General features: G+C 67.1%; 10 protein-coding genes. 7 read left to right on the top strand and 3 right to left on the bottom strand.

The annotated features are described in order from the left end of the window. Positions 1 to 175: 175 nt before the first annotated feature. Positions 176 to 649, bottom strand: a complete 474-nt coding sequence (locus J2X92_RS18915) for an Lrp/AsnC ligand binding domain-containing protein (RefSeq protein WP_055808103.1) — start codon at positions 647 to 649, stop codon at positions 176 to 178. A gap of 88 nt (positions 650 to 737) precedes the next feature. Between J2X92_RS18915 and J2X92_RS18910 the strand changes: the two genes are divergently transcribed. The 4 genes from J2X92_RS18910 to J2X92_RS18895 all read left to right on the top strand — a co-directional run bounded on the left by J2X92_RS18910 (position 738) and on the right by J2X92_RS18895 (position 6,584). Continuing rightward, positions 738 to 3,710: an L-glutamate gamma-semialdehyde dehydrogenase gene (locus J2X92_RS18910; RefSeq protein ID WP_307577659.1), complete on the top strand. Its 2,973-nt coding sequence runs from the start codon at positions 738 to 740 to the stop codon at positions 3,708 to 3,710. A 137-nt stretch (positions 3,711 to 3,847) separates the two neighbouring features. Further along, positions 3,848 to 5,122, top strand: coding sequence for a Glu/Leu/Phe/Val family dehydrogenase (locus tag J2X92_RS18905; RefSeq protein WP_055808107.1), 1,275 nt, complete (start codon positions 3,848 to 3,850; stop codon positions 5,120 to 5,122). A 34-nt stretch (positions 5,123 to 5,156) separates the two neighbouring features. Further along, positions 5,157 to 5,810 (top strand): nucleoside/nucleotide kinase family protein, encoded by a 654-nt coding sequence (locus tag J2X92_RS18900; protein ID WP_307577657.1) that lies wholly within the window; start codon positions 5,157 to 5,159, stop codon positions 5,808 to 5,810. A 93-nt stretch (positions 5,811 to 5,903) separates the two neighbouring features. Then, positions 5,904 to 6,584 carry a DUF2242 domain-containing protein gene (locus tag J2X92_RS18895; protein WP_307577918.1) on the top strand — a complete coding sequence of 227 codons (681 nt, stop codon included), beginning with the start codon at positions 5,904 to 5,906 and terminating at the stop codon, positions 6,582 to 6,584. A 16-nt stretch (positions 6,585 to 6,600) separates the two neighbouring features. Here J2X92_RS18895 and rocF read toward each other — a convergent pair whose 3' ends face one another. Beyond that, positions 6,601 to 7,524: an arginase gene (gene rocF / locus J2X92_RS18890; protein WP_307577655.1), complete on the bottom strand. Its 924-nt coding sequence runs from the start codon at positions 7,522 to 7,524 to the stop codon at positions 6,601 to 6,603. Beyond that, positions 7,521 to 9,572 carry a prolyl oligopeptidase family serine peptidase gene (locus J2X92_RS18885; protein WP_307577653.1) on the bottom strand — a complete coding sequence of 684 codons (2,052 nt, stop codon included), beginning with the start codon at positions 9,570 to 9,572 and terminating at the stop codon, positions 7,521 to 7,523. Before J2X92_RS18885 ends, rocF begins: the two co-directional genes overlap by 4 nt. A gap of 177 nt (positions 9,573 to 9,749) precedes the next feature. On the opposite strand from J2X92_RS18885, the gene J2X92_RS18880 reads away from it, so the two are divergent. The 3 genes from J2X92_RS18880 (at position 9,750) to J2X92_RS18870 (ending at position 12,670) form a co-directional block, all read left to right on the top strand. After that, positions 9,750 to 11,429 (top strand): WS/DGAT/MGAT family O-acyltransferase, encoded by a 1,680-nt coding sequence (locus tag J2X92_RS18880; protein ID WP_307577652.1) that lies wholly within the window; start codon positions 9,750 to 9,752, stop codon positions 11,427 to 11,429. A 138-nt stretch (positions 11,430 to 11,567) separates the two neighbouring features. Further along, positions 11,568 to 12,122, top strand: coding sequence for a hypothetical protein (locus tag J2X92_RS18875; RefSeq protein WP_307577650.1), 555 nt, complete (start codon positions 11,568 to 11,570; stop codon positions 12,120 to 12,122). A gap of 17 nt (positions 12,123 to 12,139) precedes the next feature. Then, complete coding sequence (locus tag J2X92_RS18870; RefSeq protein WP_307577648.1) at positions 12,140 to 12,670, top strand: phasin family protein; 531 nt, start codon at positions 12,140 to 12,142, stop codon at positions 12,668 to 12,670. The last annotated feature ends 36 nt before the right edge of the window (positions 12,671 to 12,706 follow it).

Raw genomic sequence — 12,706 nt, 5'->3', positions numbered from 1 at the left:
ACCCTGTTGCCAAATTCTTCACGCATTGGAGCTGCCTGCGATCTGGTGGGCACCCATAAAGGCCGCAGCAATGAGGTTGAAGCTGACATGGCTGCAGCTGGGCACGCTCACCAAGCGCATGGAAAACACGACGGGCTGAGTGGCCGCCGCTACTCTTTGCTCGCGTCGTCGCGCGCTAGATGCCCAGCGGCAGCCGCGCGCTGCTTTTCACTTCTTCCATGACCGCGTAGGTGCGCGTTTCGCGCACGCCGGGCAGTTGCCACAGCACGGTGCCCGCGAACTCGCGGTAGGCCGCCATGTCGGCCATGCGGGTCTTGAGCAGGTAGTCGAAACCGCCCGCGACCATGTGGCATTCCATGATTTCGTCGCGCACCTGCACGGCGGCCTTGAACTGGTCGAACACATTGGCCGTGGTGCGGTCCAACAGTATTTCGACGAACACCGTGAGGCCGCGCCCGAGCTTGTGCGGGTCGAGCCGCGCCTCGTAGCCCAGGATGAAACCATCGCGCGTGAGCCGCTGCACCCGGGCCAGCACTGCGGTGGGCGAGAGCGCCACCGCCTCGGCCAACTTGAGGTTGGTGATACGGCCATCCTGCTGAAGAATCTTCAGCAGCCGGAGATCGATGCGGTCCAGGTCCAGGTCGTGCATTGGTGAATTATCCGGCTGAGGCTGTAATTTTTGGCAAAAGATTCGGTCTATATCCAAAGACCATAGGGGATAGAACCAAGGAACTGCCATGCGCCTACCCATCCCTTACCGGCCCGAAGCCGACGTCGTCTCACACCGCCTCGCCTCCCTCGAAGGGGCCCTCGACTGGAGCGCCGCGGCAGCGGCCGCCCGCCCCTGGGTGGAGGCGGTGCGCAAGCATCCGCCCCCGTTCTGGGCCATGGAAAGCCTGCTGCGCGAATACCCGATCTCGAGCGCTGAAGGCTTGGCATTGATGCGGCTGGCCGAAGCGCTGCTTCGCGTGCCCGACGCCGCCACGGCCATCGCGCTCACGGCCGACCAGCTGGGCCGGGCCGATTTCGAGGGCGCAGCCGATTCCACGCTGTCGCGGCTTTCTTCCGCGGCCATTGCGATGTCGAAGAGGTTCCTGCCCGAGGGCGACAATCCGCCCGGGCTCATGGCCAAGCTCGGCGCGCGAACCGTGGTGGCCGCCACGCTGCGCGCGGTGCAACTGCTGGGACGCCAGTTCGTGCTGGGCCAGACGATCGCCGAAGCCATGGACGAGGCTCGCTCGGCGCACCGCAAACAGGGCGCCCTCCGCTTCAGCTACGACATGCTCGGCGAAGGCGCGCGCACCGACGCCGATGCGCTGCGCTATCTCGACAGCTACACGCATGCCATCCGCGCCATCGCAACCGGCGCCGATGCGGCACGCACGCCCGAGCACAACGACGGCATCTCCATCAAGCTCAGCGCGCTGCATCCGCGCTACGAAGACGCGCAGCGCGAGCGCGTGATGCGCGAACTGGTGCCGCGCGTGTGGCAGCTGTGCGAGTTGGCGGCCGCGGCCAACCTCAACCTCACCATCGATGCCGAAGAAGTCGACAGGCTCGAACTTTCGCTCGACGTGTTCGAGGCGCTGGCCGCGCGCGTGGCGGCCGAGCAGCCGCAGTGGCGCGGCTTCGGTCTCGCGCTGCAGGCCTATCAGACCCGTTCGCTCGAACTGATCGAACATGTCACGGCCGTGGCGCGCAAGCACGGGCTGCGCCTGATGTGCCGGCTCGTGAAAGGCGCCTACTGGGACGCCGAGATCAAGCGCGCGCAGGAGCTCGGGCTGTCGCACTACCCGGTCTTCACGCACAAGCATCACAGCGACATCAGCTACCTGGCTTGCGCGCGTGCGCTGCTTTCGGCGCCCGACGCGATCTATCCGCAATTCGCCACGCACAACGCGGGCACCATCGCGGCCATCCTGCAGATGGCCGAAGCGGCGCGGGCGCCTTTCGAGCTGCAGCGCCTGCATGGCATGGGCGAGGGCGTGTACCGCGAAGTCATGAAGAGCACGGCCGCGCCGGTGCGCGTGTATGCGCCGGTGGGCCAGCACAAGGACCTGCTCGCCTACCTCGTACGGCGCCTGCTGGAGAACGGCGCCAATTCATCCTTCGTGAACCAGCTGGGCGACGAAACGGTGGACATCGACGAACTGCTCATGTCGCCGCTCTGGCTCGAGGCTACGAACCCGGCCTTGCCGCTGCCGCCGGCGCTCTATGGGCTGCTTCCTGCGCGGCGCAATAGCGAAGGCCTGGACCTTGCCGTCGAGTCGATGCGCGCGCCGCTGCTTGCGGCCCTGTCGACCACCACGGTGCCGCGGGTTGAAGAGTTCGATGCCGGCAACGCACCACGAGCCGTCGCCGCCAGCGTCGCGAGTTTCCGCACCTGGCGCAAGACGCCGGTGGAAAAGCGCGCCGCCCTGCTGCGCCAAGCCGCCGATGCGCTCCAGCGCGAGCTGCCGCGCTTCTGCGCGCTGCTGGTGAAAGAGGCCTTCAAGACCTGGGGCGATGCGGTCGCCGAAGTGCGCGAGGCCGTCGACTTTTTGCGCTACTACGCCGACGAGGCCGAGCGAATCATGCAGCCCGTGACGCTGCCCGGCCCGACGGGAGAGAGCAATGAACTGCGGCTCACCGCGCGCGGGCCGTGGGTCTGCATCAGCCCCTGGAATTTTCCGCTCGCGATCTTCATGGGCCAGGTGGCGGCCGCGCTGGCCACGGGCAACACCGTGCTGGCCAAGCCGGCCGAGCAGACGCCCGCCGTCGCGCTCGAAGCCGTGAAGCTGCTGCACGCCGCTGGCGTGCCGGCCGACGCGGTGCAATTGCTGCACGGGCCGGGCGAAACAGTCGGTGCCGCGCTGGTGTCGGCGCCCGGCGTGGCGGGCGTGGTGTTCACCGGCTCGACGCAGGTGGCGCGGATCATCTACCGCGCTCTGGCGGCCAAGGACGGCCCCATAGTGCCGCTGATCGCGGAGACCGGCGGCATCAATGCGATGCTGGTCGATTCGAGCGCGCTGCCCGAACAGGTGGTCGATGCGGTGGTGCAAAGCGCGTTCCGCTCGGCCGGCCAGCGCTGCTCGGCGCTGCGCCTTCTGGTGCTGCACGACAGCATTGCCGATGCGGTCATCGAGATGATCCGCGGCGCGGCCGGGGAACTGGCAGCGGGTGATCCTTCGCTGCTCTCGACCGACGTAGGGCCGGTGATCGACCGCGAAGCCGCCGACAACATCCGGCGCGACCTGAAGCGGCTGGACTCGGAAGCGAAGCGCCTGCTCGCGCCGGTGTCTTCTTCGGCCGAGGGCAACCTGATTCCGCCGCAGGCCTACGAGGTGCGCTCCATCGACCGCGTGACCAGCGAGATATTCGGCCCGGTGCTGCAAATCGCGCGCTGGGGTCATGGCGAGCTGAGCGACCCTGCGGACGTGATCGAACGCATCAACGCGATCGGCTACGGCCTCACGCTGGGCATCCAGACCCGCATCGATTCGCGCGCCCAGACGCTCGCCACCCGCGCGCACGTGGGCAACATCTACATCAACCGCAACATCATCGGCGCGGTGGTCGGCGTGCAGCCTTTCGGTGGCGAGGGCCTGAGCGGCACCGGGCCCAAGGCCGGCGGGCCGCACTATCTGTATCGCTTCTGCGGCGAGCAGACGGTCACGGTCAACACCACGGCAGCCGGCGGCAATGCGGCGCTGCTGAGCGCTGTGGCGTAGGCCTCTTGGCCGGATTGGGCGGGCTGGCCGGCCAAGCCTCTCTTGCATAACCCGCCAGCGCGGCGCGCATAAGCCATGGCGCTACGGGCGGGAGAGGTCTATCGTTGCGGCCATCCATTCAAACCAAGGGACCTCCCATGAGTGAAAAGCTCTCCTTCGTCAATCCGACCGCCAACAGCCCCTGGGGCACGTACCTCTCGCAGGTCGACCGCGTGGTGCCCTACCTCGGCCCCCTGGCCCGCTGGGTCGAAACGCTCAAGCGCCCCAAGCGCGCGCTGATCGTCGACGTGCCGATCGAAATGGACGACGGCACCATCGCCCACTTCGAGGGCTACCGCGTGCAGCACAACATGAGCCGCGGCCCGGGCAAGGGCGGCGTGCGCTTCCACCCCGACGTCACGCTCGAAGAAGTGATGGCGCTGTCGGCCTGGATGACAATCAAGACGGCCGCCGTCAACCTGCCCTACGGCGGTGCCAAGGGCGGCATCCGCGTCGATCCCAAGAAGCTGTCGCTGCAAGAACTGGAGAAGGTCACGCGCCGCTACACCAGCGAGATCGGCATCATCATCGGCCCGCACACCGACATTCCGGCACCCGACGTGAACACCAACGCGCAGATCATGGCGTGGATGATGGACACCTACTCGATGAACGTCGGCGGCACCGCCACCGGCGTGGTCACCGGCAAGCCGCTGCACCTGGGCGGCTCGCTCGGCCGCGTCAAGGCCACCGGCCGCGGCGTGTTCGTCACGGGTCGCGAAGCGGCGCGACGCCTCGGCATGGACCTGCGCGGCGCGCGCATCGCGGTGCAGGGCTTCGGCAACGTGGGCTCGGTCGCGGCCGAACTCTTTGCCGAAGCGGGCGCCAAGATCGTCGCTGTGCAGGACCACACCGGCACCATCGTTAATGCGAACGGCCTCGACCTGACGAAGCTGGTACCCATCTCGCGCACCGAAGGCGTGGTCGGCTTCAAGGCCGGCGGGGACGTCGTGCCGAACGAAGACTTCTGGGAAGTGGCCTGCGACATCCTGATTCCGGCCGCACTCGAAGGCCAGATCACGGCCGAGCGCGCGCAGAAGACGACCGCCAAGCTGGTGCTCGAAGGCGCCAACGGCCCCACGGTGCCGGTGGCCGACGACATCCTGGCCGAGCGCGGCGTGCTGGTGGTGCCAGACGTGATCTGCAACGCTGGCGGCGTGACGGTGAGCTACTTCGAATGGGTGCAGGACTTCTCGTCCTTCTTCTGGGACGAGGACGAGATCAACGTGCGCCTGGACCGCATCATGATGAACGCGCTCAACCAGATCTGGGACACGGCCGACAAGCACAAGATTTCGCTGCGCACCGCAACCTATGCCGTGGCTTGCGAGCGCATCCTGATGGCTCGCCAGGAACGCGGCCTGTACCCCTGATTCTCGAAGCGAAGGAGGGTTGTACGCTCGGGGGATGAGCACCATCCCCGCGCAAGAACTTCCCTCCATTCCCGCCGACAGCCTGTCCCGCCTGCAGGCCCTGATGGCCGGCGGGCAGCGCAAGCTGCTGGGGCTGGTCGGAGCGCCGGGCGCGGGCAAGTCCACGCTCGCGCTGGCGCTGCTCCAGGCGGCGGGCGCGGACCGCGCACAGGTCGTGCCGATGGACGGTTTTCACCTGGCCAACGTCGAGCTGCAACGGCTCGGCCGCGCCGGCCGCAAGGGCGCCCCCGATACCTTCGACAGTGCCGGCTACGTGGCGCTGTTGCAGCGGCTGCGCGAGCAGGGGACTGACGACCCGATCGTCTACGCCCCCGAGTTCCGCCGCGAGATCGAGGAGCCGATCGCCGGCGCCATCGCAGTGCTGCCAGAGACGCAGCTGGTCATCACCGAGGGCAACTATCTGCTGCACGACGACGGCCCCTGGGCCGGCGCGGCGGCCATGCTCGACGAGGTCTGGTACGTCGACATCGACGATGCGGTGCGCGAAGAGCGATTGCTCAGGCGCCACCAGCAGTTCGGCCGCAGCGCCGAGGCGGCGCGCGACTGGGTGGCTCGCACCGACGCGCCCAATGCCCGCTTGATTGCCGCGACGCGAGTGCGTGCGCACCACGTGCTGCACTGGTCCTGAAAATTCTTGCGCCGCGTTGGGGAACGCCCGCGCCCGGCGATGCTCGAAACCTCGCCGGCGGAGACGCCGGTTAGGATTCGCCGCGCCATGATCATGCCCCTTCGCTTCTCTTCTGCCTTTTCCGTTCTTCGCACGCCGGTTCTGGTCCTCGGCCTGTTGTCGGCCCTCATGCTCTCCGCTTGCGGCAGCAGCCCGCGCCGGGTGTCGTACGAAACCGAGGAGTTCGACTCCACCACCACCCACACGCGCACCTACGCTGCCACCGAGGCCCAAACCTGCGAAGCGGCGCGCCGCGCCCTGCTGAGCCAAGGCTACATGATCAACGCGGCCAATCCCGACCTGGTGACGGGTCGCAAGAGTTTCCAGCCGGCCTTCGAGGTGCACGTGGAGGTCGAGTTCCGCGTGGTGTGCGCGCGCGAAGGCGGCAAGGCCGGCAAGCGAAGCACCGTGGCCTTTGCGACCGCGCTGCAAGACCGCTATGGCATCAAGAAGGTCAACAACTCGGCCAGCGTCGGCGTCGGCGCCTTCGGCTCGCTCTCGCTGCCTTTTGCCGGCAGCGACGACGCCATGGTCAAGGTGGCCAGCGAGACGCTCACCGACGAACTCTTCTACGACCGCTTCTTTGCGCTGCTCGACCGCTTCCTGGAAGGCCAGGGCGGCGAAGAGCCGGCAACCCCCAGCGTCGCGCCCGAAGCTCCGCGGCCATTGGCGCCGCTGGCACCCCCGGCGCCGGCCACGCCTTTTCCGGTGAAGCCGGTACCGAACCCGGGTTGAGACCGGCCTGACGCGTTCAGCGCACCAGCGTTGACTTTCCGAACAGGCTCTCGATCAGCTCCACCGCCACCTCGGCGGTCTGGTTGCGCACGTCGAGCGCAGGGTTGAGCTCCACCACGTCGACCGAGCCGAGCCGGCCGGTGTCGGCGATCATTTCCATGCACAGCTGCATCTCGCGGTAGGTCGGGCCGCCGCGCACGCCGGTGCCCACGCCCGGCGCGATGTTCGGGTCGAGGCAGTCCAGGTCGAAGCTCACGTGCAGGTGGGTGTCTTCGCCCACGTCCTGCAGCGCCTCGGTCATGGTGGTGCGCATGCCGTGCTCGTCGATGTGGCGCATGTCGAACACGTGCAGGCCAAGGGTGCGAATGGCTTCTTTTTCTTCCGCATCGACGCTGCGGATGCCGATGAAGCGGATGGCGTCGTGCTCGAGCGCCGCGCGCTCGCCGCTCCAGCCAGTGAGCACCGCGGGCCCATGGCCCAGCAGGCAAGACACGGGCATGCCGTGCAGGTTGCCGCTGGGGCTGGTGGTCTCGGTGTTGACGTCGGAGTGCGCATCGAGCCACACCACGCGCAGCTTCTTGCGGCGCTTGCGCGCATGCCAGGCCACGGCGCTGATCGAACCGATGGCAAGGCAATGGTCGCCGCCCAACATGAGCGGCACGTGGCCGGTGCCCAGGGCGGTGTCCACCGCCGCATAGACGGAGCGGTTCCACGCGATCACCTCGTCGAGATGGCGCAGGCCATTGGTGGGCGCCGTCCACGGGGTGGCCGGCCCGGCGAGATTGCCGCGGTCGAGTACCGTGAAGCCCTGCCGTGCGAGCGCCTCCGGAAGCCCCGCCACGCGCAACGCATCGGGGCCCATGCCGGCACCGCGCACGCTGGCGCCGATGTCGGTGGGCGCGCCGATCAGTTCGAGGGTGGTGCCGTTGCCGTTGGTCATGTCGATGTGCGTCCGATGTGCTTCCACAAATAGGCGTAGCCCAGGGCGTCCATGAAGGCCGATTCCTTGTTGTCCGACGCCGCGCTGTGGCCGCCTTCCATGTTCTCGTAGAAGCTGGCGTCGTAGCCCATGGCGGCCAGTTTCGCGTACATCTTGCGCGCATGCACCGGGCCCACGCGGTCGTCGCGCGTCGACGTGGTGAACAGCGCCGGCGGGTAGGGCTGCTCCGGCCTGGCGTTCTCGTACGGCGAGAACGCCTGGATCCACGCCCATTCCTCCGGATCTTCCGGGTCGCCGTATTCGGCGATCCACGAGGCGCCGGCCGAAAGCTGGGTGTAGCGCTTCATGTCGAGCAGCGCCACCTCGCTCACGATGGCCCCATAGAGCTTGGGATAGAGCGTGAGCATATTGCCCATCAGCAGGCCGCCGTTGCTGCCGCCCATGGCGCCCAGGTGCTCCGGCGAGGTGATGTTGCGCGCGATCAGGTGCTCGGAAACAGCGGCAAAGTCTTCGCAGGTGCGCAGCCGGTTCTCTTGCAGCGCGGCCTGGTGCCAGCGTGGCCCGTACTCGCCGCCGCCGCGAATATTGGCCACCACGTAGACGCCGCCCTGGTCGAGCCATGCACGGCCGATGCTGCCGCTGTAGCTCGGCTGCAGCGAGATCTCGAAGCCGCCGTAGGCGTACTGCAGCGTCGGGTTGCGGCCGTCGGCCTGCAGGTTCTTCGGGGCGATCTCGAAATAGGGCACGCGCGTGCCGTCCTTCGAGGTGGCGAAATGCTGGCTCACGCGATGGTGCGAGGCATCGAAGAAAGCGGGGCTGTCTTTAAGCGGCTCGGGCTCGCCCTTGCCGATGGTGCCGATGTAGAGCGTGGTCGGCTGAAGGAAGCCGCTCACGGTCAGAAAATAGTCGTCGTTTTCATCTTCATCGATGCCGCCGGCCGCAATAGTCGAGAGCTCGGGCGCGCCGCCCAAGCTTTCGCGCTTCCATTCACCGGCTTGCGGGGTGAGCACTTCGAGCTTGTTCACCACGTCGTGCATCACGTTGAGAATCAGGTGGTTGCGGGTCCACGAATGGTCGTCCAGCGCGGTGGTGTCGTCGGGCTCGAACAGCACCGTGATCTCGCGTTTGCCGGCCATATAGTCGTCGAACCTGGTGGCCAGCAGCGAGCCTGGCTTGTAGGTGGTGCCGCCCACAGTCCAGGGGCTGCGCGGCTCGACCAGCATCCACTCGCGCGTGATGTCGGCGTTGGCATCGTCGGGCACGTCGATCTTCGCGAGCCGGCCGTCGCTGCCGCGCAGCCAGGTCTCGCTGTCGTAGAAGTCCATCTGGCGCGAGACGAAGTCGCGCTCGAAGCCCGGCGTGTTGTCGCGCCACGCACTGACCGTCATGTCGTCCATGCCGCCTTCGTACACCGTTGCCGCGCTCTCCAGCGGCGTGCCGCGCTTCCATTCCTTCACGATGCGCGGATAGCTGGAGCTGGTCATCGAGCCGGGGCCGAAGTCGGTGGCCACGTAGAGGTGATCGATGTCTTTCCAGGCCACGCTGTTCTTGGCCTCGGGCAGCGTGAAGCCGCCGGAGACGAACTGCTTGAGCTCGAGGTCGAACTCGCGCACCACGTCGGCATCGGCCCCGCCGCGCGAGAGCGAAACCAGGCAGCGCTTGTACTCGGGCTGCAGGCCCTCTGCGCCGTGCCAAACCCAGTTTTCCTTGTCGGCCTCGGCCAGCGCATCGAGATCGATCACCGTTTCCCAGTCGGGCTGCGGCTTGCGGTATTCGGCCAGTGTGGTGCGGCGCCACAGGCCCTTGGGGTTCTTCTTGTCGCGCCAGAAGTTGTAGAAGAGCGGGCCGATCTTGCGCACCATCGGAATGCGCGCATCGGAGTCGAGCACTTCGAGAATGCCTTGCTCCATGCGCTTGAAGGCGGGCGATTGCGCATAGCGCTGCACGGTCTTCGCGTTGTTCTGACGGGCCCAGTCGAGCTGTTCGGCGCCGTCGATGTCTTCGAGCCACAGGAACTCGTCGGTCTGCGTGGAAGCGATGGATGTCATGGGCCCAGTGTACGAATCCGGCGTGAAGGAGGGCGTGCCGCGGCGAGCTATTGAATTAATAGCGCCCCGCGCGCGGCTCTCGGGACAAACCCGTGTTCGCTGCTTTAGCCCCGATTCGCAGGGCTGTGCACGGGTATCCTGCCGGACGGCGCCTGCGCACACAAGGAGACATGACACATGAAACACCTGAGCGGTCTTGATGCCACCTTCCTGCACCTGGAGACCCCCGAGATGCCGATGCACGTGGGCTCGCTCAACGTGCTCGACCTGCCAAAGGGCTACAAGGGCGACTTCTACGAGGACGCCAAGCAGTTCATGGCCAGCCGCATCCACCTGGCCGACGTGTTCACGCGCAAGCTCGCGCTGATGCCCTTCGATTTGACCAACCCGGTGTGGGTGGAAGACGACGACATCGACCTGGACTACCACGTGCGCCACATCACGCTGCCCAAGCCCGGCACCAACCGGCAGCTGCAGCAGTACGTGGCGCGGCTGCATTCCACGCTGATCGACCGCAGCCGCCCGATGTGGGAGTTCTTCATCATCGACGGCCTCAAGAGCGGGCAGGTGGCGCTCTACACCAAGGTGCACCATGCGGGCATCGACGGGCAGGCCGGCGTGGCGCTCGGCAAGGCCATCTTCGACCTCGAGGCCACGGGCCGCGTGGTGAAGCCGCCGCGCGCACGCCCGCGCAGCAGCGGCTACCAGCTGGGCATGGCCGAGCTCGCGACCGCGGCGCTGCGCAACACCGCGCAGCAGTACGTCAAGCTCTTCAAGATGGCGCCGGCCATCGCACGTGCGCTGGGCGGACTCGCCAAGCCCGACGAGAAGGCGGCCGAAAAGAACGCAGCCACAGCGCCCAAGAAGTTCAACCTCTTTGCGCCGCGCACCTCGCTCAACGTGTCGATCACCAACCAGCGCACCTTTGCGGGTCGCACCATTTCGCTGGCCGAGACCAAGCACATTGCCAAGCACTTCGGCGTGTCGCTCAACGACGTGGTCATGGCCACGGTGGCCGGCGCGCTGCGCCACTACCTGGCGGACAACAACGAGCTGCCCGCCAAGCCCCTGGTGGCCGGCGTGCCCGTGAGCCTGCGCGAAGCGGGCGACGAGACGGCCAACAACCAGGCCAGCATGATCCTCGTGAGCCTGGCCACCGACATCACTGACCCGGTGCAGCGGCTCAAGGCCATCAACGCCTCGTCGACCAGCTCGAAGTCGACCATGAACCGCTTCAAGGCGGTGATCCTGGACGACTTTCCCACCTTTGCCGCGCCCTGGCTGGTGTCGGGCATCGCCTCGATGGTCGGGCGATCGGGGCTCGTGAACCTGCTGCCGCCGGGGGCCAACGTGGCCATTTCCAATGTAGCCGGCGCGCCCTTCCCGATGTACTTTGCGGGTGCGCTCGTCACCAGCTACTACCCGGTGTCTATCGCAGGCCACGGCATGGCGCTCAACGTCACGGTGCAGAGCTACAACGGACGCATGGACTACGGCCTCATCGCCTGCCGCCGCGCCGTGCCCGACATCACCGAGATCGGCGACTACCTGCTGGCTGAGCACCAGCTGTTGATGAGCCTCACGCAGACGCATCCCGCCGAGGCCCCGAAGGCGGCGGCTCCCGAGCCGGCTCCCGTCGCGAAGGCGGCGGCCAAGCCGGCCGCCAAGCCCACGGCGGAGCCTGCCGTGAAAAAGGCCGCAGCCAAGAAGGCGCCCGCAGCAAAAGCCCCCGCGGCCAAGGCGCCGGTCGCCAAGACAGCCGCCAGAAAAGCGCCTGTCAAGGCGGCGGCCGGCAAGGCGCCGCCGCGCAAGCCCGCCGCGCCGGCCAAGCGCGCCAGGGCGGCTGCTGCGGCATGATCGGCAGGCCGCAGCCAGAAAATTGGGGCAGTTGGACTAGTTTTCCGACGGTTCTAGCTTTTCAGGCCTAGGCACTCTGGAAGAAGATCACTTCATCGCGAATCCCGCGACCGATCAATCAACTTCCAGGAAATCCACATGACCACGCAAGCTTCTTTCTCTTCCGCAGCCGTCCACGTCATCGGCCAGTACAACGACGCCGGCAAGACCCTGGTGGGTGCCTACCGCGCCGGCGTGCATCGCCTGCTCGGCGGCGCTTCTTCGCGCTACAGCGAATTCCTCGGCAGCCGCCAGATTCCGCTGGTGAGCGAACAGATCAAGGCCAACCTGATCGGCGCGCAAGAAAAGATCAACGGCTTCCTGGCCAACCGCCTGGACATCGACACCGGCCGCATCGTTTCGGTGATGGACCGCGTGGCCGCGGGCACGACCAGCGGCATCGAAGCCGTGGCCGGCCGCGTGGCGGGTGTCGAATCGCCCATCGTCACCTCGGTGGTCAAGACCCTGAACGCGCTGAACCAGCCGATCGCCAACGTGTCGGTGCAGATCGCCGACAAGGTTGCCGCCGGCGCCAAGCAGATCGAAGTGCGCGTGAGCGGCACCGAAGAAGCCAAGACCGTGCGTACCGTGAAGGCCAAGGCCGCCGCGGCCAAGAAGCCGGTTCGCCGCACCACCGCCCGCAAGGCAGCCTGATCCTGGAGCAAGAACGCATGGCGACCCGCCCCGACGCTACCGCAAGCCTGAAAAAGAAGAAGGCGGCGGCGCCTGCGAAGAAAGCTCCCACGGCCAGGAAGGCCCCCGCAGCCAAAAAGACGGTTGCGGCGGCAAAGAAAAAAACTGCTGCTGTCACACCCAATGCACCGCCGAGCCCCAAGGCCGTCGGTGAAGGCCTGCTGCGCGCAGGCCTCAAGGTACTCGGCAACGTGCGCGACGACGTTGCCAAACGCCAGGCCAACGTGATCGAGGGGCTGCTGGGCATCGGCCAGGGCAAGCCCGACGCGGCCGCTGCGGCCAAGGCGGCCAAGGCGGCCGTTCCGCGCGGCTTTCCGAGCCTCGACAGTTTTGGTCTGCGCAAATTCGAAGACGTCTTCGACCAGCGCGTTGCCACCGCCCTTCAGCGGCTGGGCATGCCCAGCGCCGAAGAGGTGCAAGCCCTGCGCGAAGAAGTGGCCCGGCTGCACGAACGCCTTGCCCAACTCGAGCCCAAGAACGCCGGCCCGCGCGGCAGCGGCAAGCGCTGAGCCTCGGCCCAGCGAAGCACCGACGCACGCAGCAGC

This window comes from Variovorax paradoxus (assembly GCF_030811855.1).
GTDB lineage: Bacteria > Pseudomonadota > Gammaproteobacteria > Burkholderiales > Burkholderiaceae_C > Variovorax > Variovorax paradoxus_L.
The sequence above is the reverse complement of the archived record's forward strand: the minus strand, read 5'-3'. Positions and strand labels throughout refer to the sequence as shown.